The sequence below is a fragment of the Flavivirga jejuensis genome (genome assembly GCF_030540765.1).
Classification (GTDB): Bacteria; Bacteroidota; Bacteroidia; order Flavobacteriales; family Flavobacteriaceae; genus Flavivirga; species Flavivirga jejuensis.
The window spans coordinates 295,655-320,962 of record NZ_JAUOEL010000007.1; the positions used below are offsets into that span (position 1 = coordinate 295,655).

The 25,308-nt window shown below is 32.2% G+C and carries 24 protein-coding genes; 13 read left to right on the top strand and 11 right to left on the bottom strand.

The window, feature by feature from the left end; genetic code table 11:
- Positions 1–264 precede the first annotated feature (264 nt).
- Together Q4Q40_RS18935 and Q4Q40_RS18940 are read left to right on the top strand one after the other, a co-directional pair.
- Entirely contained in the window at positions 265–693 is a 429-nt protein-coding gene (locus Q4Q40_RS18935; RefSeq protein WP_303303559.1) for a hypothetical protein, read from the top strand.
- A 578-nt stretch (positions 694–1,271) separates the two neighbouring features.
- Positions 1,272–1,700, top strand: coding sequence for a hypothetical protein (locus tag Q4Q40_RS18940; RefSeq protein ID WP_303303560.1), 429 nt, complete (start codon positions 1,272–1,274; stop codon positions 1,698–1,700).
- On the opposite strand, the gene Q4Q40_RS18945 is transcribed toward Q4Q40_RS18940, so the two are convergent.
- The 3 genes from Q4Q40_RS18945 to menD all read right to left on the bottom strand — a co-directional run bounded on the left by Q4Q40_RS18945 (position 1,692) and on the right by menD (position 4,869).
- The gene (locus Q4Q40_RS18945) at positions 1,692–2,522 is read right to left on the bottom strand and encodes a CvfB family protein (protein ID WP_303303562.1); all 831 of its coding nucleotides are present in this window, start codon (positions 2,520–2,522) and stop codon (positions 1,692–1,694) included. The genes Q4Q40_RS18940 and Q4Q40_RS18945 overlap by 9 nt on opposite strands.
- Before the next feature lie 150 nt (positions 2,523–2,672).
- Positions 2,673–3,011 (bottom strand): DUF2853 family protein, encoded by a 339-nt coding sequence (locus Q4Q40_RS18950; protein ID WP_303303563.1) that lies wholly within the window; start codon positions 3,009–3,011, stop codon positions 2,673–2,675.
- 100 nt (positions 3,012–3,111) lie between these two features.
- Entirely contained in the window at positions 3,112–4,869 is a 1,758-nt protein-coding gene (gene menD, locus Q4Q40_RS18955; RefSeq protein ID WP_303303564.1) for a 2-succinyl-5-enolpyruvyl-6-hydroxy-3-cyclohexene-1-carboxylate synthase, read from the bottom strand.
- A 517-nt stretch (positions 4,870–5,386) separates the two neighbouring features.
- On the opposite strand from menD, the gene Q4Q40_RS18960 reads away from it, so the two are divergent.
- A complete protein-coding gene (locus Q4Q40_RS18960) occupies positions 5,387–5,578 on the top strand; it encodes a hypothetical protein (protein WP_303303565.1) in 192 nt (63 codons plus the stop codon).
- 179 nt (positions 5,579–5,757) lie between these two features.
- Here the strand turns inward: Q4Q40_RS18960 and Q4Q40_RS18965 are convergent, their stop codons facing one another.
- Both Q4Q40_RS18965 and Q4Q40_RS18970 read right to left on the bottom strand, forming a co-directional pair.
- The gene (locus Q4Q40_RS18965) at positions 5,758–6,888 is read right to left on the bottom strand and encodes a chorismate-binding protein (RefSeq protein ID WP_303303567.1); all 1,131 of its coding nucleotides are present in this window, start codon (positions 6,886–6,888) and stop codon (positions 5,758–5,760) included.
- 3 nt (positions 6,889–6,891) lie between these two features.
- Positions 6,892–7,317, bottom strand: coding sequence for a PaaI family thioesterase (locus Q4Q40_RS18970; protein ID WP_303303569.1), 426 nt, complete (start codon positions 7,315–7,317; stop codon positions 6,892–6,894).
- 53 nt (positions 7,318–7,370) lie between these two features.
- Here Q4Q40_RS18970 and Q4Q40_RS18975 point away from each other — a divergent pair, with 53 nt between their 5' ends.
- Both Q4Q40_RS18975 and Q4Q40_RS18980 read left to right on the top strand, forming a co-directional pair.
- Complete coding sequence (locus tag Q4Q40_RS18975) at positions 7,371–8,006, top strand: alpha/beta hydrolase (protein ID WP_303303570.1); 636 nt, start codon at positions 7,371–7,373, stop codon at positions 8,004–8,006.
- 272 nt (positions 8,007–8,278) lie between these two features.
- Positions 8,279–9,163 carry an AraC family transcriptional regulator gene (locus Q4Q40_RS18980; protein ID WP_303303571.1) on the top strand — a complete coding sequence of 295 codons (885 nt, stop codon included), beginning with the start codon at positions 8,279–8,281 and terminating at the stop codon, positions 9,161–9,163.
- Between the two features lie 150 nt (positions 9,164–9,313).
- Here Q4Q40_RS18980 and Q4Q40_RS18985 read toward each other — a convergent pair whose 3' ends face one another.
- Positions 9,314–9,919 (bottom strand): pyridoxamine 5'-phosphate oxidase family protein, encoded by a 606-nt coding sequence (locus Q4Q40_RS18985; protein WP_303303572.1) that lies wholly within the window; start codon positions 9,917–9,919, stop codon positions 9,314–9,316.
- Positions 9,920–10,089: 170 nt separating this feature from the next.
- Between Q4Q40_RS18985 and Q4Q40_RS18990 the strand changes: the two genes are divergently transcribed.
- On the top strand, positions 10,090–10,455 hold the full coding sequence (locus Q4Q40_RS18990) for a hypothetical protein (protein WP_303303573.1): 366 nt from the start codon (positions 10,090–10,092) through the stop codon (positions 10,453–10,455).
- Here the strand turns inward: Q4Q40_RS18990 and Q4Q40_RS18995 are convergent.
- A complete protein-coding gene (locus Q4Q40_RS18995) occupies positions 10,448–11,395 on the bottom strand; it encodes an NAD(P)H-dependent flavin oxidoreductase (RefSeq protein ID WP_303303574.1) in 948 nt (315 codons plus the stop codon). The two genes, Q4Q40_RS18990 and Q4Q40_RS18995, sit on opposite strands and share 8 nt — an antisense overlap.
- Before the next feature lie 181 nt (positions 11,396–11,576).
- On the opposite strand from Q4Q40_RS18995, the gene Q4Q40_RS19000 reads away from it, so the two are divergent.
- Positions 11,577–12,077: a nicotinate-nucleotide adenylyltransferase gene (locus tag Q4Q40_RS19000; RefSeq protein WP_303303575.1), complete on the top strand. Its 501-nt coding sequence runs from the start codon at positions 11,577–11,579 to the stop codon at positions 12,075–12,077.
- A gap of 690 nt (positions 12,078–12,767) precedes the next feature.
- Here the strand turns inward: Q4Q40_RS19000 and Q4Q40_RS19005 are convergent.
- A complete protein-coding gene (locus Q4Q40_RS19005) occupies positions 12,768–13,997 on the bottom strand; it encodes a class I SAM-dependent rRNA methyltransferase (RefSeq protein WP_303303576.1) in 1,230 nt (409 codons plus the stop codon).
- 223 nt (positions 13,998–14,220) lie between these two features.
- On the opposite strand from Q4Q40_RS19005, the gene Q4Q40_RS19010 reads away from it, so the two are divergent.
- Together Q4Q40_RS19010 and Q4Q40_RS19015 are read left to right on the top strand one after the other, a co-directional pair.
- Positions 14,221–15,525, top strand: a complete 1,305-nt coding sequence (locus Q4Q40_RS19010; RefSeq protein WP_303303577.1) for a cytochrome ubiquinol oxidase subunit I — start codon at positions 14,221–14,223, stop codon at positions 15,523–15,525.
- 2 nt (positions 15,526–15,527) lie between these two features.
- A complete protein-coding gene (locus Q4Q40_RS19015; protein ID WP_303303578.1) occupies positions 15,528–16,547 on the top strand; it encodes a cytochrome d ubiquinol oxidase subunit II in 1,020 nt (339 codons plus the stop codon).
- 306 nt (positions 16,548–16,853) lie between these two features.
- Here the strand turns inward: Q4Q40_RS19015 and Q4Q40_RS19020 are convergent, their stop codons facing one another.
- The gene (locus Q4Q40_RS19020) at positions 16,854–17,372 is read right to left on the bottom strand and encodes a lipocalin family protein (protein ID WP_303303579.1); all 519 of its coding nucleotides are present in this window, start codon (positions 17,370–17,372) and stop codon (positions 16,854–16,856) included.
- 177 nt (positions 17,373–17,549) lie between these two features.
- Complete coding sequence (dnaK, locus tag Q4Q40_RS19025; protein WP_303303580.1) at positions 17,550–19,457, bottom strand: molecular chaperone DnaK; 1,908 nt, start codon at positions 19,455–19,457, stop codon at positions 17,550–17,552.
- A 321-nt stretch (positions 19,458–19,778) separates the two neighbouring features.
- On the opposite strand from dnaK, the gene Q4Q40_RS19030 reads away from it, so the two are divergent.
- Positions 19,779–21,200, top strand: a complete 1,422-nt coding sequence (locus Q4Q40_RS19030; protein WP_303303581.1) for an L-serine ammonia-lyase — start codon at positions 19,779–19,781, stop codon at positions 21,198–21,200.
- Between the two features lie 393 nt (positions 21,201–21,593).
- Here the strand turns inward: Q4Q40_RS19030 and Q4Q40_RS19035 are convergent, their stop codons facing one another.
- A complete protein-coding gene (locus Q4Q40_RS19035) occupies positions 21,594–22,052 on the bottom strand; it encodes a nuclear transport factor 2 family protein (protein WP_303303582.1) in 459 nt (152 codons plus the stop codon).
- A 283-nt stretch (positions 22,053–22,335) separates the two neighbouring features.
- On the opposite strand from Q4Q40_RS19035, the gene panB reads away from it, so the two are divergent.
- The 3 genes from panB to Q4Q40_RS19050 are packed head-to-tail and all read left to right on the top strand — an operon-like array spanning position 22,336 to position 25,306.
- Positions 22,336–23,154 (top strand): 3-methyl-2-oxobutanoate hydroxymethyltransferase, encoded by an 819-nt coding sequence (panB, locus tag Q4Q40_RS19040; RefSeq protein WP_303303583.1) that lies wholly within the window; start codon positions 22,336–22,338, stop codon positions 23,152–23,154.
- Positions 23,155–23,197: 43 nt separating this feature from the next.
- Positions 23,198–23,899 (top strand): RluA family pseudouridine synthase, encoded by a 702-nt coding sequence (locus tag Q4Q40_RS19045; protein ID WP_303303584.1) that lies wholly within the window; start codon positions 23,198–23,200, stop codon positions 23,897–23,899.
- 36 nt (positions 23,900–23,935) lie between these two features.
- A complete protein-coding gene (locus Q4Q40_RS19050; RefSeq protein ID WP_425555817.1) occupies positions 23,936–25,306 on the top strand; it encodes an aldehyde dehydrogenase in 1,371 nt (456 codons plus the stop codon).
- Positions 25,307–25,308 lie beyond the last annotated feature (2 nt).

Here is a 25,308-nt window from a genome sequence, read left to right on the forward strand (position 1 = left end):
CTGATTATTAACATTATAAAAACAAATAAAACACACTTATCTGCAATGTTTATATGAAAAATCAACAAAAAACACAAGAGATTACGCAATATACTTAATTATTTGTAATTACGTAATTAACAGCTATTTAGGTTTGTATATATTATGCATACATAGTATATTTGCCCCCCTGTTTTTATAACTGTATAAAAACAGAGACTATAACTTTCAACCATAACTAAACTAAAATAAAATAAATTGAAGTAAATAATAAAAGAGTACTATATGAAAATTATTGAATCAGATTTTTCTAATCATATAATAAAGTCAAAACAAAAAGAATTGGGAAATATATTCTTTTTTAATCACATAGCGGTAATAGAGTTTAACGAAGGCGTACACATTGATATAAACAATTCTTCAGAAATTTTTGATGAACTAAAAACCTATTTTGGTGATTCCAGACCATTTGGTGTAGTTGCTAATAGAGTAAATTCTTATTCTGTAAAGTTATTAGACGTAGACTTATTTAGAGAGAAGGTTAAAAATTTATGTAGTTACGCTGTAGTTGGATATAATAAAGCAAGCAAAATGAATGCAGAGATTGAGAACAGCTTTTGTATTTCAGATAATATCAATTACGATAGTATTTATGAAGCTATTGATAATGTTTACAGTAAAGTAAAAAAAGATATATTATTTTCTTTAAACTAAAAAAAAAACACAAACTATTACATACTAAAAGACAACAAGTTACACATATTAACCTTAAGATTTACTTCATAAGATCCCAAAACAAAGTATCAGCCCTTTTTTAAAATTTTTCTTATTCAATTGAAACGAATCTTCTATATCTAATTTATTTCTTAGTCTTCTTTTTTTAGCAATCTATATTAATTAATTACTTTCCTAAAACCTATTTAAACTTATCTTCTCCAAAGTTTATAGCACCCCTTTCCAGATAAACATATTAATGACAATTTCATCTGTTCCTGGTGGAATTGCTAAAGCCACTATGGCATCTAAGTTGATCATCTGACAAAAAACTAAATTTGAAACGTAGATACTATAAATTAAACTACAAAAACACAAACATTTACCATCTTTTTAGTTAAAAAAATAAAAAAAATATAACATATAAAGTATAATAGAGAATTATTCATAATAATATAACTGAAAACTATTTTATCTTGAATATGTTATGTCCTCATACTATATTTACATGTCTGTTTATATATGAGCAAACATTATAACTTCCATTCTCTCAACTCTTAAAAGAAGTATATAATAATATGAAAATTGCTGAAACTGATTTCTCAAATCAAATTGTAGAATCTGTACACAAAGAATTAGGAAACATATTCTTTTTTAAACACATTGCCGTCATCGAATTTAACGAAGGTGTACATATTGATATAAATAATACTGTAGATTTTTTTGATGAACTAATAAGCTATTATGGTCATTCCAGACCATTTGGAGTCATTGCTAACAGAGTAAACTCTTATTCTGTAAAGTTATTAGATGCAGACTTATTTAGGCAACGGGTTATAGACTTATGTTATTATGCTGTAGTTGGACATAATATAACAAGCAAAATAAATGCTGAAATAGAGAATAGATTCTGTGATTCGAACAAAATAAATTACGACACTATTCATGAAGCAATGGATAGCATTTACGGAAAAGTAAAAAAAGATATATTACTTTCTTTACACTAAATATATACCATCTGTTTTTATTTCAATTTGGCGTTTCTTATACAAAGTCCCAATGGCTTTTTTGAAGTTTTTCTTGCTCATTTGAAGCGTGTTTTTTATTGCTTCAGGACTTGATTTATCTGTAAGGTTTAAATAACCACTATTATCATGAAGTTCATGCATAATACGTTCGGCATTAGGCTCTATATTTCTATAACCTATTTGTCCTAAGGTAATGTCTATCTTATTTCCTGGTCGTATTTTCTTAACAAGACCTTTTAATTTATCACCAATACTTAGATCTGAAAAAATAGCGTCTTTATAAATAAGACCTGAATGTATTTTGTTTACAATAACATTCATTCCTAAGTCTGAAGGATGCGAGACAATTAAATCGACCTCATCAAATTCACTTACTGTAAGCTCCTTATTATCCAAAAATCGATTCGTTTTACTGGAAGCTACCAGCCTATTGGTCTTTTCATCTAAATAACAATGTACCAAATACCAACCGCCAGGTTTCATTTTAAAAGCTTGTTCTTGAAACGGGCAAAACAGTTCTTTAACCAATCCCCAATCTAAAAAAGCACCATAATCGGTTACTTGATTACAACGTAATAATGCAAAATCATCCCGTTTAATATAAGGCATATCTGTTGTGGCAACAGGGCGTTCTTCATTATCCAAATACACAAAAACTTCTAGTTTCTCCCAAATTTTAAAAGTCTTTGGTACATACCTATTTGGTAATAACACTTCGTTATCTTCACCATCAATTAAATACATACCATGATCTGTTTCACGAAGTATTTCTAATGTATTTATCTGTCCTAAATGTATCATGTGGCAAAGATAATGATATTAGGTTGAGTTTTTTTGCTTGAATTCAAACGATTTTGTAAATAAGTATGCGTATCCAAAATTAAGTCCAGAGCAAAAAAAAGCGCTACAATTATTGTAGCGCCCAAACTTAAATATCTATATGAAAATTTACTAATAAACTGATTCTTTTTTGAAATGCTTAGTCAACAAATAATATACAACTGCTCTATACTTATTACGGTTAGATTGGCCATATTTATCCATCACACTAGCGATACCTTTATCTAAATCAGCACTATCTTTTAACCCTAATTTTTTAATTAAAAAGTTATTCTTTACTGTAGCTAATTCAGATTCGTCCGAACCAGAAACAGTTGAAGAATCGGCATTGTAAATTGAAGGGCCGCATCCAATAGTTACTTTCGTTAATAAATCCATGTCTGCATTAACACCGCATTTGTCTTTTAAATCTGCAGCATACTTTGCAATAAGTTCATCTCTTTTACTCATAATAATGTGTTTTAAATGTGTTTGTAAAATACGTCTTTATAACTGTTTTAAAGGTAACTGTTTTTTAGACACAAAAAGTAAGAAAAAGTCACTAATTATTTTAGCCTATAAATTTGAAATAATTTAGAAGTACCTCATCGTTAAGGTTTTTCGGTGTAAAAATTTCTAATAATTTAGGTTGATCTCCTTCAGAATAAAATGAATGTAACGTTGTTTTTAATACCTTCTCATCTGAAACTGCTTCGTATTTAAAACCATACATTTTGCACAAATGTTCTGCTGTTAAATGATGATTCGTTTCAAAATAAGTATTAAAATTCTCGGTGTTTTTATGTCCAGGAAGAATTCTAAAAATCCCTCCTCCTTGATTATTAATAACAATAATTCTAAAGTTATTAGGAATGTAATTATTCCACAAGGCATTACTATCGTATATAAAGCTTAAATCGCCTGTTATTAAAGTTGTTTGTTTAGTGTTTGCAACGGCACAACCAATGGCTGTAGACGTACAACCATCTATACCACTTGTGCCCCGATTACAAAACACGTTTAATGTTTTATTCAAATCGAATAATTGCGCATAACGAACGGTAGAACTATTCCCTAATTGTAAGACAGTATCGTTAGGTATGGCTCCTAATATAGCATCAAAAGCTTTTAAATCACTAAAAACAACCCCTTTTAAATAATTATTATGCTTAATACCCCTCGATTCTTTTACGCGTTTCCAATACGGATGATAATCACTTTTAACTGGTTTTATTTCTGGTAAAAATCTAGAAAAAAAGTGATTCGCAGTGGTTTCTATAACATTACTTAGACTAAAAAAAGTATCATTCGCTTTCTTTAAATCGATATGCCAATGTTGTTGTGGTTTATAAGTTCTTAAAAAAGCTTTTACTTTTTTTGAAACTATTAGACCTCCAAATGTGAGTAAAATATCTGGTTGAAGCTTACTAAATGCTTCACCCTTTAAAGGTCCTATTAGTTTGTCTATACTTGGAAAAAAGGCCTCATGATGTAAGTTTGATGTTGTTTCTGTAAATACTATAACACTTTCATCTGTTGCTAAAGCGTCTAACCAACGCTGTTCTATCTGATTAGGTTGATTAACACCAACTACAATCATTTTTTTTGAAGCGGCATTCCAGTCCTTTATACAATCTCCTAAAATAGCGTCCTCTATTTGCAGTGTCTTATTTTCTGGAATCGTTGGCTTTGGTTTTACAGATAATTCATGTACCATATCATATAACGGTTCATCAAACGGAACATTAATATGCACAGGACCGTTTTTAAGAAGCGCCTTATTTATAGCTTTATCTATAACTTCCTCATTGTATTCTTGAATGGTTTTCTTTATCCCAAGCAAGGTTTCAACCTTATTCTCTAAATTTTTGAAAATGGGTAATGCTTCTAAAACGTCATTTGTATCATCATCTTTTAAGTCGAGTTTTAAATTAGCGGCATATAAAATATGGTTCTCAAAAACGTTTTTTTGATTAATGGTTTGTCCGTCACCAACACCAATTAAATGCTTTGGTCTGTCTGCCGAAAGTACAATTAAAGGGATATCACTATAAAAGGCTTCTGCAACTGCAGGATAATAATTTAAAAGCGCACTCCCTGAGGTACAAACAACTGCCGTTGGTTCTTGTAGCTGTTGAGCAATTCCTAAAGCAAAAAAAGCTGCACAGCGTTCATCTACGATACTATAACATTTAAAATAATCGTCGTTTGAAAAACCAATAGTTAGTGGTGCATTTCTACTACCAGGAGAAATAATAATATGTTTAACACCTTTCGCTTTACATAACTGTATAACGGTTTGTGCTAGTGGGATTTTTGGATAAAGCATGTAGTAATGATCTAAGCGCAAAAATAAGAAATAGGAAGAAATATTAGCTACAAAACGTTTTTAATTACTCTTATTTCTGATTAAGTAGAAATCTGTAATCTCGTTCTAATAATTAAGAATAAACATATTCAGCAAGATTGGAAAAGTCTATCATTTATATAGCAGATACATTTGTTCTACTATTTAATGTTGCCATGTTGAAACATCCATATCCCGAACATGTATAGAAATGACTGTTAAAATGACTCTAAGGTTCTGTAGATATTTATCATTATCTGAAAAGTTTAAAATCATTTTGGAGGGTCTCCAACTACATAGTGTCTGGTCGGAAACACAGCAATATTAAATTTGTTTCTTTTCGCGCCTTTTTTATTTGTTTTTAATCGATTGATGCTAAGGCATCAACTCATAAAAAGTAAATAAAAATAGCATCAAAAATAATTCAAATTATAAAAATAGTCTGTTTACGACCAGGCACTATAGCGTAAAACAAATTATTCAAAATTAAAAAACGAGTATGATAGAAGTACCCCCCAGTAAAGATCACAGTAAAAATTTAAACCATATAAAACCAAAAACTATAGATATTGATGACAAAAAAAACACCTATATGCGCATACAGAGAACGTATCTATTTCGTCCCCATTATATTCCTGGATGGATTTCTTTAGCCCAAGTATGGTTTCATTTTTATTTTCCAGATTTTTAAAAATTTTGGAAAAAACTTAGAAACTGTTTTAGTTTTGTTTTTGGTATAAGTTTGGGTGGATTACGTTCTCTGTCAAGGCAAAACAAAGGCGAATAGCATCACTATTTAAATAAATTTTGCTTCAGAAGGACTTAAGACGACAAAAGAAACTAAAGGATAAAATTTAAACTGTTTCTTTACTATAACACGTTTTTAATAACTAAAGATTTAGAGACGGTTTCCTCCCATTCTCTTTCTAAGTTAGAATGTTTTGTAATACCTCCACCAACATAAATAATAACTTCTGTATCTTTTAATTGCATACATCGTAAATTTACATACAATCGGGTGCTTTTTCTATTGATGGTGTAAGCTCTATTTTCAATATTGCGTTTTGCAGATCTTGATTGTAATTTGGTTTCCATATTCAGTTCTCCTAAAAAGCCTGTGTAAAACGCTCTATTATAATGTTCATTTTCTAAAATAAACTGCTTGGCTTCACGTTTTGGCAAACCACAAACCGCTGGTGTTGGGTGTAATATTGAAATGACCTCTTTTAAATTCGATCCTGATTTTAATTGCGCTGAGATCATTGTTTTTAAATGCAATAAATTTCCAGCTTTTACGGTTTCAACATCAGAAACTCTAAAACTTTCTACTGAAGGTTTTAAATTATCTAGTATAAAATCGGTAACAAATTGTTGTTCTTCTTTTTCTTTATCCTGCCAAACAACATCCAATGTGCCATTATAATCTTGCGTCCCCGCCAATGCCATGATTGAAAATCGATTGCCTTCAATTTTTATTAGCGTTTCTGGTGTCGCTCCTAACCACAACCCCACTTTAGGATGATACCAGCAATACACAAATGCCGACTTATAAGTATTTAAAAGTCTTTTAAAAATAGAGATCGGATTTGATTCTGATACTGCAACAGTTTCCTTTCTAGAGAGTACTACTTTTTTAAATTGATTATTAGCAATCGCTTCAACACCTTTTTTAATTAAATTAATATGTTGTTGCTTTTCTTTTAAATCTTCTGTTGTATTACTTTCTTTATTAACTTCTAAACATTTTGCATCGCCTTCTAAAACAGCAATGTCTGCTTGTATGCTTTCAGAATTTTCTAAGGGGATTAAAACTGTTTTTTCTGTAGCATCAAAAGGCGAAAACACAAAACCTTTTTCTGTGAAATCACTTGTTATATGTAAATTATTTGTTTGTTGTAATAGCCCTCTTACTTGATTCTCATTTGGTTTTCTATAAGCGACAAAAGGTAATTTGTGGTTGTAATGCGTTTCTATACGTTTAAAAAAGTCTTCCAAAATCATCAACTATTTCTTTTTTGGTAAAGCAATGGTTGTTAACTTACAAATTGAAATTAAATGATCATTATCGTCGGTTATTCTAATATCAAAAATCTGAGTCGTCCTTCCTTTATGCATAAAAGTTGCTTTAGCATATACAAAGCCTTCTTTCACGGCTTTAACATGATTTGCTGATATTTCAATACCTCTAACAAACACTTCATCTAAATCTAAAAATACATGTGCCGCAAAACTCCCAACACTTTCTGCTAAGGCAGCAGTAGCCCCTCCATGTAATACGCCATCTGGTTGATGTACTCTGGAATTAACGGGCATCTTAGCTGTAACAAAGTCATTACCAAAATCTATAAATTCGATATTCAAAGTTTCCATAAGCGTGTTTTTACACACTTTATTTGCTTCTACTATAAATGATTCTCTAGATAATTGCATAGAAATAATGTATTTTTAATCTCGATTGTAAAAGTACAAAACCCATTTAATAAATGAATTCAGCCGAAAAAGAAATATCATACCAAACCACAAATACATATTCCACTTTAAATACTTTAACTAGTAAAACAAAACATGTTTGGTTAGTGTGCCATGGCATGGGGTATTTGAGTCGGTATTTTTTAAGGTATTTTAAGCAGTTAAATGCTGAGGAAAATTATATTATCGCACCACAGGCAAGTAGTAAATATTATTTACATTCAGAATTTAAACATATTGGTGCTAGTTGGTTAACTAGAGAAAACACTTTAGCGGAAACCGAAAACGTAATGCGTTATCTAGATGCCGTTTTTGAAGCTGAAAATATTCCTGAGGATAAAAACTTAATCGTTTTGGGATATTCGCAAGGTGTTAGTATTGCCATGCGTTATGTAGTAAAAAGAAAATTACAATGCAGTCAATTAATATTACATTCTGGTGGTATTCCTAAAGAATTAGTCACCGAGGATTTAAATTTCTTAAAGGCTAAAGTATCATTGATCTATGGGAAGGATGATGCCTATTTGAATGAGGAGCGTATGGCTATGGAAACTAAAAGAGCTGTTGAGTTACTTGGAAATAACCTAACTATAATACCATTTGATGGCGTGCATGAAGTGAATGTGCCGTTGATTAATAGTTTGGTTTAAATTGTAATTCCTACGCAGGTAGGAATCTATAATTTAGTTTCAATTAAAATCATCTAAAGAAACCGTAATAAAACGCATCAAGATTTATGGCTTACAAATCTTCAAAGTGGTGGGTTTTATGAAACTGAATTCATCATATTCGTGTCAAAAGACTTTAGAAACTGAAATCCAAAAGCATTAGTTGCTTTTAAGACCAAAAAAAATAATTCAGCAAGTTTGGAAAAGTTTCTATCATAAATAGTGAATACATTTGTGGCATCAATACTTTAAAAATGACACCGAAACAAACCAACAAAGCATTTTATGAACAAAAACTAAATGTGATTGTAGAATACATACACAATCATTTAGATAGTAAAATAGACATTAAAACGCTGGCTGAGATCTCACATTTTTCGCCGTTTCATTTTCATCGTATTACCAGAGCGTTATTAGGAGAACCCATAGGGGCATACATTTCTAGAACACGTGTAGAAACTGCTGCGAAAATGATTCGTTATACGTCTTTAGATATTGAAAGCATTGCTTATAACGTTGGTTTTGAAACACCATCGTCTTTATCTAAAAAGTTTAAAAGTCATTTTGGAGTGTCTCCAACAGCGTATCGTAAAGACAAATTATTCACAATTAAAAAATCGAATACCGTGGGAACAACATCTAGTATTAAAAACAGTCAAAATTTAAATATTAAAAAACCTAAATTTCTGAATATAGAAGACAAAAAATGCCTCTACATTCGTATGCAGGGAGCGTATCAATCTTTAGATTATCCTTCAGCTTGGAAAAAGCTTTGGGGGCAAGTTAAAAAACAAAAACTATTTACAGCAGGTATAGAACATATAGGCTTGGTGTACGACGATCCGAAAGTAACCGATGAAGATAAAATTAGATATGATTCCTGCCTGGTAATACATAAAGATGCCGAACCCGTTGGCAATATTGGAGTTAAAACACTTAAAGGAGGTAAGTTTGCCGTATTCTTATATCAGGGTAGCTATGAATTTTTTGCCGATGTGTATAATTATATTTTTAATGACTGGTTACTAAACAATGATTACGAAATACGTGATGAAGTTATTAGAGAGAAATACATTAGTAATCCCGAACGAGTAGAACCACATAAGCTTAAATCTGAATTTTATATACCTATAAAATAAACCTTGGTTTTATTTTCTAAAGCTAAAAGATGTGTCATAGCATTATAAATGAAGTTTAAACTTTTTTCAATATGTTTTTAACACGTAGCCTCGAAAATATCTACTTAAAAAACTTTAAAAAGAATACATTAATAGGGGGATCAGAACCAATTATAAATCCTTTTCATAACGCTTAACCATATCCTCTCTAGATTCTGGCGCTTCAGAAGTACCTAACTGATCCTTTAACATTTGCCCCATTGTTGGAAATGACTCTTTATCAATTTTTGACTCGTCATCCCACAATTTAGAACGCATAAAAGCCTTGGCACAATGTAAAAACAAGTCTTCTATGGTGATAACTATGCATGCTTTTGGAAGCGTATTTTCCGATGTAAATAATTCTAAATATTTGGTATCGGTAGTAATAATAGCCCGTCCATTAATACGCAAAGTTTCATCCACTCCAGGTATTAAAAACAATAAACCTACCCGTCCTGTTTCTATAATATTACTAATACTATCTACTATATTATTTCCTTTCGTATCTGGAATTACTATTTCTGTTTTGCTAAGCACTTTTACAAATCCAGGAGCGCCGCCTCTTGGTGATGCATCTAATTCTCCTTTATTATTGCATGTAGACATTACCAAAAACGGAGAGGTTTCTATAAAATGGATAGCATGTTTCTCTAAATTAGAAAGCACTTTATCTTTAGACCTTCCTGTAGGAAAACCATATAACTCACGAAGCTGTGATTCTGTTTTTATTTGCATAATAATAATTACATATATAATAATCAAAAATAGCTATTATGGTAAAAGAAATGGTCTCTAATCAAATAAAACTGTATTTCATCAAATATTTAATAATCGTGTAGTAAATATTGTATAAAATTACACTCAAAAAACTAAATACCAATAATTTACTAAATACCAATAATTTAATGAAAACCGTAGTTACAATTCTAATGATCTCTTTTACAGGCTTATGTAATGCTCAATTTATTTCTGGAGACGACAAGTTACATTTAGGTGCAGGTGCATTAATATCTGCAACCACTTATACTGCAGTTTACATTGCAACAAAAAACAAGAAAAAAGCATTTTGGTATAGTTTAGGAACCTCCGCATTAGCAGGTTTAGCTAAAGAAGTTTACGATGGTGGGATACAAAATGAAAGGTTTGATACTGGTGAAGCATTAGCTACAACCATAGGAGGTTTAACAGCTAGTACAACACTGAGCTTATTTGTTGGAAACAAAAGAGAGAAAAGAAACAAAAGAGCTGCAAAAATAGCTTTAGTTAATTAACCAAACGATTAATAATTTCTTTAGTAGATAGAATAGCCTTAGTATATTCTATGCTTGGTCCTGCAACCCAAACAGTTTTATAAGTTGCTTTAGTCGCAGCATTTTTTGTTGCATTCATGCCTATTGAAAACCGAATCATTTTAACCCATTTTTTAAGTGTTCTGTTTTTATTTAATACAGACTCTAACCAGGTTTGTTTGGTGCCTATTTTCTGAACATAAGGTGTATTAATTACTGTACATGGTGTTCCAGAAATACGTTCTGTCATAATAATATCTTTAGCACCATAATCAACACATGCTTGTTTGTATTCGTCGGTAACTGAAGCTTCCACAGAAGCTATAAACGGACTTCCAACAGAAACTCCTGAAGCTCCGTAGCTTAACATAGTATCAATATCTATTTTATTACCCACTCCCCCAGCAGATATTATAGGAATGTTACAATTTGAACTTAGTTCTTTAATTAAATCTTCTGGTGATTTATCACCCCGATGCCCCCCTGCTTGATTATTAACAGCTATAATAGCATCTGCTCCTAATTGTTCTACTTTTTTTGCGAATTTCAAATCTACGACATCACAAAACACTTTAATACCAACTTTACTTGCTTGATTAATAGTTTCTTCTGGGTTTCCTAAAGAGGTGATAATAAAATCGCAACCTTCTTCACAAAGTACTTCTAATTGCCCCTTATACTTAACATTCGATTTGTTAACAATTAAATTAAACCCAAAAGACCCACCTTCTACTTTGTTTGCCTTTAAAGCTTTTATAGCAGAACGTAACGCTTCTAACGTTCTATAATTAAGAGCTGGAATACAACCAGCTATCCCTCCTTTCATCGCTTCTGTAGCCATAGCGACATTAGACACTAAAAACATAGGAGCTTGAATTATTGGGTGCTTTATATTTAGAAGTTCGGTGAGATTTACTGACATCTATTAGGAATTGATTTCAACAAATATAATAAATATTATGCATGCATAATACCTAACATTCAATTAGTTATATGAATTTTCTCTAAAAACAATCATAAATATCTGATATTATGACTTTTATCATTTTTTTATTATGCATGCATAACTAATTTTAGTACTCTTAAACTATATATAATAAATCATGAAAAAATTAATATTAGGTTTATTTTTATTTGGACTAACCACCCAAGTTAATTCTCAAACAATTGAACTGCCTGAAACAGTAATTTCTGTGAATTACAAATATTTTAATGCCATAGATTCAGAGAATGCTCCTAAGTCTGTTAAAAAATTAGAAGAAGAAGTTCTAAATTATAGAAATACAGAACTATCTATGCTTTACGATGACGAATATGAAACTTATAAAGTCTCTTTTTACGTTCCTGAAGGGAAAATAGTAGCGGCTTATGATAAGAGTGGAAAAATTATAAGAACTATTGAAAAATATAAAAATGTAAGATTACCGTTAGTAGTCATGCAAGCTATTTCAAAACGTTTTCCTAATTGGGGAATCGTTGAAGATTTTTATCTTATTAATTATCATTGTGACAAAGATTCCTTAAAGCAAGAATATAAAATAAAGATTAAAAATGATGATAAAACTATCACTGTAAAGACCGATGAAAAAGGTGTGTTTTTATAGAAAGATGAAGGTGGTTTGAGAATCTGTTTTTTTGGTGTTTTTAACAGTTAGTTATCTTGATTCTTATTGGTTTTGGTAAGCCGCTAAGACGCAAAGCCGATACGTATAAAAACTTGAACTAACATATAATTGTGGATTACCATGTTTCTAGCTAACTCAAAACAAGTCTTTCTTCTATGTTATTTCTTCTTGGTTCTAATAATGAAGCGATCTTGGTTCTTTTGTAACTGTCTCGCTAAGGTGCTGAGGCGCAAAGCCGATATGTGTAAACTTGAATTAACATATAATTGTGGAGTACCATGCTTCTGGTTAATTAAAAACGAGTCTTTCTTCTTACTTCTATCTTCTTACCCCTATTCTTCTCCCTTCTCGGCTCTAATAACGAAACGATCTTGATTCTTTTGTAGCTGTCTCGCTAAGGCGCTGAGGCGCAAAGCCGATACGTATAAATTTGAACTAACATATAATTGTGGAGCACTGCTTCTAGTTAACTAAAAACGAGTCTTTCTTCTTACTTCTATCTTCTTATTCCTTTCTTCTCCCTTCTCGGCTCTAATAACGAAACGATCTTGGTTTCTGAACAGATAATTTACTTATACATAAACATCTATTTACTTATAAGTAAACTTATTCTATTATATGAAGTAGGTACAGAAAACCATTTTGTATTGCATCTAAAAGATACAATGACTATCCTTCAAATTTATAATAACCACATTTTAAATAAGCACCTTCAGGAAAGCTAACAGGGTGATCTATATCATGAAACGTATTTAAGATATTAGTAAACGATCTTGGTTGATTATTTAATACTTGCAGATTAATATCAAAAAATGATGGAGCTAATACTCTTGATGAGCAAGATGCTAAAACTAAAAGACCATTATTAGCTGTTAATTGCACTCCTAATTCTGCTAATTGGGCATACTTTTTTTTGGCAAGATCAATTTCAGACTGTTGCTTTGCAAAACTTGGCGGATCAATAACAACAACATTAAAAGTTTGCCTATTTTTAATTAATTTTTTAAGCTCAACAAAGGCATCACCAGCAATGGTTACATGTTTTCCTTTATAATCATTAAGTTTTCCGTTTTGGTATGCTATTTCTAAAGCTTGTTTACTTATATCTAAACTTGTAACCGATTTTGCGCCATTAAATAAAGCATGCACAGAAAACCCTCCAGCATAAGAAAACACATCTAAAACAGTTTTGTTTTTACTAAATTCACCAACGCGCTTTCTGTTATCCCTATGATCTAAAAAATAACCCGTTTTATGTCCCCTAATCACATTAGCAGAAAATTGGACATCATGCTCAACAAACTTAACAGATTCATTTTCTAAAATACCGTAAACCACATCACCATCATGGAGTTCATGGTTTTTAGATTGTTGTAACCCACGGCTTAAACGAATCACTATAGTTTCGGCATTAGAAACTGCTTGTAAACTTTTTAAAATTGGTTCTAAATATGGCAACCAAATCTCAGAATACAATTTTACTACTAAAACAGTACTATATACATCGGCTATCAAACCTGGAAAACCATCATTTTCACCAAATAGTAAGCGATAACTCGTCGTGTTTGTTTTAAATAAATCACCTCGCTTTTTATATGCCTCTTTAATTTTATGATGAAAAAAATCAGCATTAATTTCGGCCTTTGATGCTTCGCAATGAATCATTTTTATACGAATAGGCGAATTTCCATCATACAACCCAAGACCAATCACCTTATTTTTAGTCTTACTAAAAACAATCACTAAATCTCCCGTTTTAGCATCATCATTAATTTTAACAATGTTATTAGAAAACACCCATGGATGTTTTTTAATTACAAATTGCTCGCCTTTGGTGTTTAACTTAACAGCCAATCGTTTAGGTAAATAAGCGCTTTTTATATCTTTTGAAAAAAGCATGAGTTATAAGTCTTTTTATAAATTATTGAGTCCGCAAAGTACAAAAAACACAAGCGATATTTACAGTTCTTTTATTGAATAAATAAGAACACAAGTGCCCCTTATAATACTTAAAAAATTTAAAACCTTAAAAGCATAAAAATAATAACGATTCCTCATTATTATTCCGTAAAAATTGTACCATATAAAGTATCTTTGTAGAACTACTTAAAAAGCTTGTTTTATGGACAATTTAGATGCAGCCAGATTACAAATGGCATTTACATTAATCTTTCATATTATATTTGCTTGTATTGGTATGGTCATGCCTTTTTTTATGGTCGTTGCTCATAAAAAATGGCTAAATACTAAAAATCCTATTTATTTAACACTTACAAAATCGTGGCAAAAAGGTGTTGCCATTTTTTTTGTTACTGGTGCCGTTTCTGGTACCGCGCTTTCCTTTGAATTGGGGTTACTCTGGCCAGAGTTTATGAAACACGCTGGTCCTATAATTGGGATGCCTTTTTCTTTAGAAGGTGCTGCCTTTTTTGTTGAAGCTTTAGCACTGGGCTTTTATTTATACGGATGGAACAAGTTACCTGAAAAATTCCATTGGTTTACTGGAGTTATTGTAGGTATTTCTGGGGTTGCCTCTGGTATTTTAGTCGTTTCTGCCAATGGTTGGATGAACGCGCCTTCTGGGTTTGATTACATTAATGGTGAATTTTTAAATATAGACCCCGTAAAAGCATTATTTAATCCTGCTTGGTTTACTCAGGCACTACACATGACGCTCGCTGCCTTTACAGCTACAGGTTTTGCTGTAGCTGGGATTCATGCATTTCAAGTTTACAAAAAGAGACAAGCAGAATTACACAAAAAAGCCTTTAAAATAGCCATAACTTTTGGAGCTATAGCTGCTGTATTACAACCTTTAAGTGGTGATCTTTCTGCTAAAGACATTGCTGAAAGACAACCTGTTAAATTAGCCGCTATGGAAGCGCACTACCATACAGAAAAAGGTGCGCCTTTATATATTGGAGGTATTGTTGATAACGAAAAACAAGAGATATCTTATAAAATTGAAATCCCAAAAGCGCTATCCTTTCTAGCTTTTGGTGATTTTAATGCAGAAGTAAAAGGGCTTAACGACTTCCCAGAAGATGTACGTCCAAATGTAGCCATAGTCCATTATGCCTTTCAAATCATGGTCGGTATTGGTACCCTTCTTTTAGTTGTTGGTATTTTATTTTTTATAAGCTTAAAAAAGAAAACCTGGTGGCAAAACAATCGTTTTTGGCTCCTGTTTACCATATTAGCACCTATGGGCTTTATTGCTCTAGAAGCAGGCTGGATTGTTACCGAGGTAGGTAGGCAACCATGGATTATTCATAACATAATGAAAACTAAAGATGCTGTAACCCCAATGCCTGGAATGATTTACAGTTTTTATATGTATGTTATTTTATATACGGTTCTAACAATAGCAGTAACATGGCTTATGGTGAGACAAATAAAATTTTTAAATAACTCTAAATCAGTATAACCATGTTGTATGTTGTTCTATTCTTTTTAGTGTTTTCCTTACTGCTTTATGTAGTTTTAGCAGGAGCAGATTTTGGAGCTGGTATCGTTGAATTATTTTCCTCTGAAAAAAATCAGCAGATCACAAAAAAAACAGTTTATAGAGTCATGGGACCTGTATGGGAAGCCAATCACATATGGATTATTATTATTATGGTAATACTTTGGGTAGGGTTTCCTGGTTTTTATAACATCCTCGTTTTATACTTACATATTCCATTAACACTTGTTTTATTAGGCATCACTTTAAGAGGTGTCGCTTTTGTTTTTAGGCATTACGATGCTTATAAAGACAAATCGCAAATTTTATATGATTGGATGTTTAGAATCTCCAGTTTAGTAACGCCTATTTTTTTAGGAATGACTTTTGGCGCTATGATATCTGGAAATATTACTGTTACAGATAACTACGAAACCTTAAGTTTTTATGATCTCTTTATAGCCCCATGGTGTAACGGTTTTTCATTTTTTGTAGGATTATTTTTTGCTGCACTTTGTGCCTTTTTAGCAAGCGTATTATTAATAGGTGAAGCAAATGAAGTTGAAAGAGCGATCTATGTGAAAAAGTCAAGAATTGCAACCATAACTGTTATCATTTTAGGGTTTGTTGTATTAAGTTATGGCTATATAAACGAAACAACCTTTGTTATTCATTTTATAAAAAATCCATATGCCATTACTTTAGCAGCCTTATCGGCTCTATTAATTTTACCTTTATTAAGAAGTATAAGAAGAGCTCGGAAAGTCACAACACGAACTTTTACAGGATTACAAGTCGTTTTAATCTTAATCGCAGCCCTTATAGCTCAATATCCTAACTTAATAATTACGTCAGAATCAGAAATAAGCATCCTTGAAACTGTGGCTACAGATAGTGTTATTAAAGTTTTAGGAATAACACTTATTATTGGTGGTTTGGTAATTCTTCCTGGGTTATTTCACCTTTTAAAATCATTTAAAATGATAAAGATTTTTGAACAATAATTTATAACAGAAAATACTATCATTACAAAATTGAATTTCTAAGTTCTTTATGAAAATGTTTCAAGCACTTTGGATATAAAAAAGGTTGCATTCTAAAAAGATCATTCAGAATGCAATGAAATCGCTACGCCATCAGAAGCCTGCCTAAGAATCGGCAGACAGGAAGGAACGACTGAAGAATCTCTTAAATTTTAATGCTTTATTTTTAAGATACTTCACTTTGAATGAACACTACCCTTTTACAAACATAGTATAACAAAGTTCATCATTTTTCACGCCTCTTTTATAAAATTCAAAATACACGAATTATTCTTTCTCGAAAGTAACGATTATATCAGTTGTACTAACGACACTATTACCACCTATAGATAAATCTGTTTCTTCTGTTACTGCTAAAACAAGTTCAGAATCAGTAAGTTTCATTATCCTCATAATTCCCTCTTCATTATCAGTTGTTATTATAAGTTCATTATCTGTTATCTCCCAAGTTCCATCTCCTGTAGGTTTCAAGTTTTCTATGTTTTCAGTAGTTGTTTGACCTAAAACAGTAGTAGTAAGCTTAACACTAAATGTTCCTGTTGAAGTTAAATTATTAGGATCTTCAGTAAAAGTTAATGAATAATTAACATCATATGCTTCACCCAAATAATCTGCATTGATAGTCTCTCCTTCAACTGAAGTAACTGTCGTTCCAGAATAATCTACAGATACACCTTTCCATGTGCCAACTATACTTTCAGTTATTTCAGGAGAAGCAGCATCATCACTTGAACAAGCTGTTAATATTAAAGTTAAAGCAATAAATAAAATATTTAATTTTTTCATTTTTTTTTAATATTGGGTTATATACCTCAAAAATAGTGAGATTAAAATATAAACAAAGTATAATCGAAAAAAAATGACACAAATGTGGCTTAATAAAACATTGATTAAAATAAAAAAACGCAACCAAAAATGGTTGCGTTTTTACTTCTAGCTTCAGTCTTCTAACCTCTAGCTTTTTTATTTAACCTCTTCGAAGTCTACGTCTTCAACATCACTACCCTCTGCTTCACCATTTTGGCTTGCATCTGGTCCTGGTGCTTCTGCCCCACCTTGCTGTGCTTCAGCTTGTGCTTTGTACATTTCTTCTGAAGCAACTTTCCAAGCTTCGTTTATTTTCTCTAAAGCAGGCTCAATAACAGCAAGATCTTTAGTTTCATAAGCTTTTTTAAGTTCTTCTAAAGCCTCTTCTACTGGTTTCTTTTTATCATCAGATAATTTATCACCAAACTCTTCCAATTGTTTTTCCGTTTGGAAAATCATTGAATCTGCTTCGTTTAATTTCTTAGCACTTTCTGCCGCTTTAGCATCTGCATCTGCATTTGCTTCTGCATCTGCTTTCATTTTTTCGATTTCCTCTTCTGTTAAACCAGAAGATGCTTCAATACGAATATCTTGTGTTTTATTAGTCGCTTTATCAGTTGCTGTTACATGAATAATTCCATTCGCATCAATATCAAAAGTCACCTCAATTTGTGGCGTACCACGTCTTGCTGGAGGAATACCGTCTAAGTGAAAACGACCAATCGTTTTGTTATCAGCAGCCATCGCTCTTTCCCCTTGTAATACATGAATTTCTACAGAAGGCTGATTATCTGCTGCCGTAGAGAATACTTGCGATTTCTTAGTAGGAATCGTAGTATTAGCCTCAATAAGCTTCGTCATAACATTACCCATAGTTTCAATTCCTAATGATAAAGGAGTTACATCTAAAAGTAATACATCCTTAACATCACCAGTTAAAACACCACCTTGAATTCCTGCTCCTAACGATACAACTTCGTCTGGATTCACACCCTTACTTGGTGTTTTACCAAAGAATTTTTCAACAGCCGTTTGAACCGCTGGGATACGTGTTGAACCACCTACTAAAATAACTTCATCAATATCACCCTTTGATAAACCAGCAGCTTTTAATGCCGATTGACAAGGCTCTATAGTTCTTTTTACTAAATCATCAATTAACTGCTCAAATTTAGAACGTGTTAATGTACGTACCAAGTGTTTTGGTCCACTTGCAGTAGCAGTAATATATGGTAAGTTAATTTCTGTTTGCTCAGAAGACGATAATTCAATCTTAGCTTTTTCAGCAGCTTCCTTTAAACGTTGTAAAGACATAGGATCTTCTCTCAAATCCATAGACTCCTCTGCTTTAAACTCATCTGCCAACCAGTTAATGATTTTTTCATCTACATCATCACCTCCTAAATGCGTATCACCATCTGTAGATAATACCTCAAATACACCATCACCTAATTCAAGAATAGATACATCATGTGTTCCACCACCAAAGTCAAAAACAACAATTTTTTGATCAGTTCCTTTTTTGTCCATACCATAAGCCAAAGCTGCAGCTGTAGGTTCGTTTATAATTCTACGAACTTTTAAACCTGCAATCTCACCAGCTTCTTTAGTTGCTTGACGTTGTGCATCGTTAAAATAAGCTGGTACAGTAATAACCGCTTCGCTTACATCGGCTCCTAAATAATCTTCAGCCGTTTTCTTCATTTTTTGAAGAATCATAGCCGATAATTCTTGTGGCGTATACAAACGTCCATCAATATCTACTCGAGGTGTATCATTATCCCCTTTTACAACTGTATATGGTACACGCTCTGCTTCTTTCTTAGATTCAGAATATTTATTTCCCATAAAACGCTTAATAGAATAAACCGTTTTTGTTGGGTTAGTAACTGCTTGACGTTTTGCTGGATCACCAACTTTAATTTCGCCGCCTTCCACAAATGCTATAACTGATGGCGTAGTACGCTTACCTTCTGCGTTTGGGATTACAACAGGTTCATTACCTTCCATCACAGAAACGCAAGAGTTGGTTGTTCCTAAATCGATTCCAATAATTTTACTCATAATTCTTTATACTTTAATTGTGTTGAATGTTCATTTTTAATCTCGGTTTGTAATAGTCAATCATTATGCCAATAGAAAAGAACTGACATGATGTCATAAGGTAAAAAGTTTCAAAAAACACCTATATGCCCACTTGATAAAATAATAAAACAAAGAAACGGTAATTAAAAAAACATTTTATTAAGTACATAGATTAGAGGGAATCGACCGTAAACCTTTATTTCTTTAATCATTATACATTTTTCATAAACTTTACATATAAAATTAAAAAAAATACGCTGAAATGTTATATTTGACGAAACTATAGCTATTACGAAATTTATGGAATGTATTTCTGTTTTTGACATGTTAAAAATTGGTGTTGGACCATCAAGCTCACATACTTTAGGACCTTGGAGAGCAGCTGAGAGATGGATTAAAGAATTGAAAGACATCAATACCTTTAATAAAATTGAAAAAATATCTGTAGATCTTTACGGCTCTTTATCGCTAACAGGAAAAGGTCATGCTACAGATTATGCCATTATGCTTGGGTTAAGTGGTTATGACCCTGAAACAATTCCAACAGAAACTATAGGTTCTATTATTTCTGAAATTAAAAATACTAAAACATTAAACTTTAATAACGAAACCCCCATAGCCTTTAATATAGAGGCAGATATCGTATTTAATAAGACGTTTTTACCATTTCATTCAAACGGATTAACCTTTACAGCTACTATAAATGGAAAAAACACGAAATCAACTTTTTACTCTATTGGAGGTGGTTTTGTAGTTAAAGAAACACGTGAAAACTCTAAGAAAAACTTTGAAATTAAATGCTCCTTTCCTTATCCTATAGATAAAGGCACAGAGCTTTTACAATTTTGCGATACTTTAGATAAATCAATCTCCGAAGTAGTATTAGAAAATGAAAAGTCCATTCGTTCAGAAAAAGATATAGACAAGGAGTTAAAACGTATTTGGGATACCATGCTAGAATGCATGTATGTAGGATGCCATACAGAAGGGAATCTTCCTGGAGGATTAAACGTAAGACGGCGTGCTTTTGATACCCATCAAAGTTTAAAAGGAAAAAAGACTTATACAACGCCAGTAGAATGGGTATATGCGATAAGAGATACCAAAGTTAAATTTCGACAAATTCTAAAATGGGTGAGCTGTTTTGCACTTGCTGTAAATGAAGTTAATGCCTCCTTAGGAAGAGTTGTAACAGCTCCTACTAACGGAAGTGCTGGAGTTATTCCATCAGTTTTAATGTATTATATCGTCATTGAAAATCATGATGCTAATTTTGAAGATATCAAACGTTTTTTATTAGTCGCTGGCGAAATTGGTAGCATCTTCAAAAAAGGCGCAACAATTAGTGCTGCCATGGGAGGCTGTCAAGCAGAAATTGGTGTATCATCTGCTATGGCTGCTGGTGCCCTTTGTGAACTTTTAGGAGGCAACCCAGAACAAGTACTTATTGCTGCCGAAATTGCTATGGAACACCATTTAGGATTAACCTGCGACCCTATTGGCGGATTAGTACAAATACCATGTATCGAACGTAATGCTATGGGCGCCATTAAAGCTATCAATGCTGCCGAAATGGCTTTAGACACAGACCCTAAAAACGTAAAAGTACCATTAGATAAAGTCGTTTCTACCATGTGGGAAACCGCAAAAGACATGCATACAAAATATAAAGAAACCTCTGAAGGCGGTTTAGCTGTCGGAGTAAATATAACAGATTGTTAAACTAGTATTTTGGGCGTATCCCTATCGGGTCGGGCTATACGTTACAAGTCCTCGCTCGTACCTCACTGTGGGCTTTCCACTGCTATCCCTTACGCACCTATTCGCAGCTACAGTAAATAAATACACTAATTTTAGTCAACCCAAAACTTTAAGCCTCACCACCTTCAAATATTTGCGAATCAACACCTTATAAAGAAAAACCAATAGAAATTAAATCCACCTTAAAAAACAAAAAAATCACTTCATAATACAACATTACACATCAACAAAAAAACTTCGAGCATCACCACCCCCAAGCCTTTGCGACTCAGCGCCTTCGCGAGAAAAACAATAGAAATTAAATATAATTAACTAAAAAGCTCAGAACCTTTACGCCTCAGCGTCTTACCTCCCCTATTTCCCACAAGCAGACTTCCTCCTAGTATCAATTAAATAAATAATTTTCCACTGGTCACCATCCTTAAACAATTGAAAAGAATTAACACCACAATGACTAAATTCATCATTAAACCAAAACTCATAAGGTGTCCAAGCATTCGCCATATTACCATCCACTTGAATACTATAATCCAATAAACGTTCATCCCATTTTTGATCATCTGGTCTATTTGCTATAGTATTCATAAGCTTTTCAAAATCATCAGTAACTAAAATATCTTTTCCTTCTTTATTTCTATAAGCCGTTTGTAAAAGTATTTTATCCATCATAACAGAGGTCATAAGTGCTGTATCTCCTTTATGAAACCCTTCAAAAAAAGTATCTACTGCAGCTTTGACTTTAGCTTGCTCATCCTTTTGAGCATAAATAGTAGATGTAATTAAAACTAATAAATAGAATATTGTTCGAGCCATAATACATAAATTTTCACTAAAGTAAAATAACATGTGTAATGACAACACACCTTAAAGAAAAGTTTAACATATATACTTAGAGTCTGTTTAAAATTTCGTCAATTATTTTTTTATGCCCCTTTTTGCGCATTATTTCGTTAAAATTTTGAACCGTAACTGGGCTATGTTTAAAAATTTTGCCTTATACTCCATCAAAAATAGCCTATAAAAATTCTAATCACAAAATCTTAAAAAGACTCTTAATTCATTACTTTTACGTACTATTTAAAAATCAGAAAAAATTATGTCTGTAGCTAAACAAGAATACAAGCGCATTACAGTAAAAACATTAGTTGATATGAAAGCCAATGGTGAAAAAATATCGATGCTAACAGCTTACGATTATACCATGGCAAAAATTGTTGATGGTGCAGGTATAGATGTTATACTCGTTGGTGATTCTGCAAGTAATGTTATGGCTGGACATGAAACCACATTACCAATTACTTTAGATCAAATGATATATCATGCTTCTTCTGTAATTCGTGCTATATACCGTGCTTTAGTAGTTGTAGATTTACCTTTTGGTAGCTACCAAAGTGATCCCAAAGAAGCCTTACGATCTGCCATTAGAATTATGAAAGAAAGTGGTGCCCATTCCGTTAAATTAGAAGGAGGCAAAGAAATAAAAGAATCTATTAAACGCATATTAAATGCTGGTATTCCTGTAATGGGGCATTTAGGATTAACCCCACAATCCATATATAAATTTGGAACCTATACAGTAAGAGCCAAAGAAGAACAAGAAGCCCAACAACTTATTAACGATGCAAAAATGCTAGAACGCGTAGGTTGTTTCGCGATTGTACTTGAAAAAATACCTGCCAAACTAGCAAAACTAGTGGCCGAAAGCGTTAGCATTCCTATTATTGGCATTGGCGCTGGAAACGGTGTTGACGGACAAGTATTGGTATTACATGATATGTTAGGAATGACCCACGAGTTTAATCCTCGTTTTTTACGTCGTTATATGAATTTATATGAAGATATGACCAGTGCCATCTCTAAATATGTTGACGATGTTAAAACCCTTGATTTTCCAAGTGACAGTGAACAGTATTAGTATCAGTGAGCAGTAAACAGTAAGTAAAATTATTCGTGGATTAGTGGTTAAAAAAATAATTTCTAATAAAAATAATCTTCAAATTTTATTCGAAGACAATCATATCATTATCGTAAATAAACGTGCTGGAGATATTGTACAAGGTGATAAAACGGGAGATAAGCCTTTAAGTGATGTCGTAAAAGAATACATTAAAGATAAGTACAATAAACCTGGAAATGTATATTTAGGAGTTGTACATCGTTTAGACAGACCTACAACTGGGCTTGTAATATTTGCAAAAACGAGCAAAGTATTACCTAGGCTTAATAATTTATTCCTTTTAAAGGAGATAAAAAAAACATACTGGGCTGTTGTAAAAAAAGAACCTTCAAAAACGGAAGACACTTTAATCAATTGGTTAAAAAAGAATCCAAAAAACAATAAATCTACCGCTTATATAAAAGAAGTTAAAGACAGTAAAAAAGCCATTCTTCATTACAAATTATTAAAAAAACTAGACAACTATTATTTACTTGAAATTAATTTAGAAACAGGCAGACACCACCAGATACGGTCACAACTGTCTAACATAGGGTGCGCCATTAAAGGCGATCTAAAATATGGTTTTGATAGAAGTAATAAAGATGCCAGTATCCATTTACATGCCAGAGATATTGAGTTTATGCATCCAGTTAAAAAAGAACTTATAAATATTTCTGCACCGCTGCCAAAAGATGCCATTTGGGATGCTTGTTTATCATAATTTGTATACCTTTATAAAAAACACTTTTTGAATAACATACCTGAAATACTTTCAAAACAAAGAGCTTTTTTTAAGTCTCAAAAAACAAAAGATGTCTCTTACAGATTATCTCTTTTAAAGACGTTAAAACAAGAAATAGTATCTAACGAACAAGCTATTTATAGCGCTCTTAAAAAGGATTTCAGAAAGCCAGAATTCGAAACTTTTATTAGTGAATATGGGCTCGTTATTTCTGAGCTGAACTTAGCTATTAAAAACCTAAAAAAGTGGACGAAGCCTAAACGAGTAAAATCGTCGATGCTCACATTTCCTTCTCGAGATTATATTTACAAAGAACCTTACGGAAACATATTAATTATAGCGCCTTGGAATTATCCGTTTTTATTAGCCATAGAACCTTTAATTATGGCTATTGCAGCAGGAAACACTGCGATATTAAAACCTAGCGAACTAACAAAACACACCTCGCAACTCATCACAGATATTATTCAAAAAACATGTCCAGAAACTGTTGCCATATCTATTGAAGGAGGTGTTGAAACAGCTACAGAATTACTGGCTCAAAAATGGGATTATATCTTCTTTACAGGAAGTGTGTCTGTTGGAAAAATTGTGGCCCAAGCTGCTGCTAAATATATGACACCCGTTACTTTAGAATTAGGAGGTAAATCACCTTGTATTATAGATGAAACAGTCGATTTAAAATTAGTTGCTCGTCGCATATCATGGGGTAAGTTTTTAAATGCTGGGCAAACATGTATTGCGGCCGATTACATCATTATAAAATCTAATATTAAAGAACCTTTTATTGAAGCTCTAAAAACCGAAATCATTAAAAGATATGGTGTAAACCCAAAAGAATCACCCGATTTTCCGAGAATTATTAATAAAAAAAATGTTTTAAGACTGGCAGACATGCTAGAAGACTCTCAAGTTATTTTTGGTGGTCATATAGATGTCGAAACTTGTTATATAGCACCTACATTAGTTGATAATCCTAATTTGGATAGTAAAATAATGAGTGATGAAATTTTCGGACCTATTTTACCCATTCTAACTTATGATACAGAGCAAAATCTAGAGCACATTATTTGGAATTATGATAAGCCATTGGCGCTTTATGTGTTTTCAAACAATGATGCTTTTATTAAACAAACCATTAAAAAATATAGCTTTGGTGGTGGTGTGATCAACGATTTATTAATCCATTTTGGAAACCACAGATTGCCTTTTGGAGGTGTAGGTGCCAGCGGTTTGGGAGCTTATCATGGAAAAACGGGTTTCGATACGTTTTCACATAATAAAGGCATATCGAAACGAGGAAACTGGACTGACCCTGGCGTAAGATACGCTCCTTATAAAGGGAAATTAGCCCTTTTAAAAAAAATGTTTAAGTATTTCTCTTAGGT

What these genes read in the sequence shown, in the direction of transcription:
- Q4Q40_RS18935 (WP_303303559.1), top strand. Translation starts at nt 265, where the DNA reads ATGAAAATTATTGAATCAGATTTTTCTAATCATATAATAAAGTCAAAA.
- Q4Q40_RS18940 (WP_303303560.1), top strand. Translation starts at nt 1,272, where the DNA reads ATGAAAATTGCTGAAACTGATTTCTCAAATCAAATTGTAGAATCTGTA.
- Q4Q40_RS18945 (WP_303303562.1), bottom strand. Translation starts at nt 2,522, where the DNA reads ATGATACATTTAGGACAGATAAATACATTAGAAATACTTCGTGAAACA.
- Q4Q40_RS18950 (WP_303303563.1), bottom strand. Translation starts at nt 3,011, where the DNA reads ATGAGTAAAAGAGATGAACTTATTGCAAAGTATGCTGCAGATTTAAAA.
- menD (WP_303303564.1), bottom strand. Translation starts at nt 4,869, where the DNA reads ATGCTTTATCCAAAAATCCCACTAGCACAAACCGTTATACAGTTATGT.
- Q4Q40_RS18960 (WP_303303565.1), top strand. Translation starts at nt 5,387, where the DNA reads ATGATAGAAGTACCCCCCAGTAAAGATCACAGTAAAAATTTAAACCAT.
- Q4Q40_RS18965 (WP_303303567.1), bottom strand. Translation starts at nt 6,888, where the DNA reads ATGATTTTGGAAGACTTTTTTAAACGTATAGAAACGCATTACAACCAC.
- Q4Q40_RS18970 (WP_303303569.1), bottom strand. Translation starts at nt 7,317, where the DNA reads ATGCAATTATCTAGAGAATCATTTATAGTAGAAGCAAATAAAGTGTGT.
- Q4Q40_RS18975 (WP_303303570.1), top strand. Translation starts at nt 7,371, where the DNA reads ATGAATTCAGCCGAAAAAGAAATATCATACCAAACCACAAATACATAT.
- Q4Q40_RS18980 (WP_303303571.1), top strand. Translation starts at nt 8,279, where the DNA reads ATGACACCGAAACAAACCAACAAAGCATTTTATGAACAAAAACTAAAT.
- Q4Q40_RS18985 (WP_303303572.1), bottom strand. Translation starts at nt 9,919, where the DNA reads ATGCAAATAAAAACAGAATCACAGCTTCGTGAGTTATATGGTTTTCCT.
- Q4Q40_RS18990 (WP_303303573.1), top strand. Translation starts at nt 10,090, where the DNA reads ATGAAAACCGTAGTTACAATTCTAATGATCTCTTTTACAGGCTTATGT.
- Q4Q40_RS18995 (WP_303303574.1), bottom strand. Translation starts at nt 11,395, where the DNA reads ATGTCAGTAAATCTCACCGAACTTCTAAATATAAAGCACCCAATAATT.
- Q4Q40_RS19000 (WP_303303575.1), top strand. Translation starts at nt 11,577, where the DNA reads ATGAAAAAATTAATATTAGGTTTATTTTTATTTGGACTAACCACCCAA.
- Q4Q40_RS19005 (WP_303303576.1), bottom strand. Translation starts at nt 13,997, where the DNA reads ATGCTTTTTTCAAAAGATATAAAAAGCGCTTATTTACCTAAACGATTG.
- Q4Q40_RS19010 (WP_303303577.1), top strand. Translation starts at nt 14,221, where the DNA reads ATGGACAATTTAGATGCAGCCAGATTACAAATGGCATTTACATTAATC.
- Q4Q40_RS19015 (WP_303303578.1), top strand. Translation starts at nt 15,528, where the DNA reads ATGTTGTATGTTGTTCTATTCTTTTTAGTGTTTTCCTTACTGCTTTAT.
- Q4Q40_RS19020 (WP_303303579.1), bottom strand. Translation starts at nt 17,372, where the DNA reads ATGAAAAAATTAAATATTTTATTTATTGCTTTAACTTTAATATTAACA.
- dnaK (WP_303303580.1), bottom strand. Translation starts at nt 19,457, where the DNA reads ATGAGTAAAATTATTGGAATCGATTTAGGAACAACCAACTCTTGCGTT.
- Q4Q40_RS19030 (WP_303303581.1), top strand. Translation starts at nt 19,779, where the DNA reads ATGGAATGTATTTCTGTTTTTGACATGTTAAAAATTGGTGTTGGACCA.
- Q4Q40_RS19035 (WP_303303582.1), bottom strand. Translation starts at nt 22,052, where the DNA reads ATGGCTCGAACAATATTCTATTTATTAGTTTTAATTACATCTACTATT.
- panB (WP_303303583.1), top strand. Translation starts at nt 22,336, where the DNA reads ATGTCTGTAGCTAAACAAGAATACAAGCGCATTACAGTAAAAACATTA.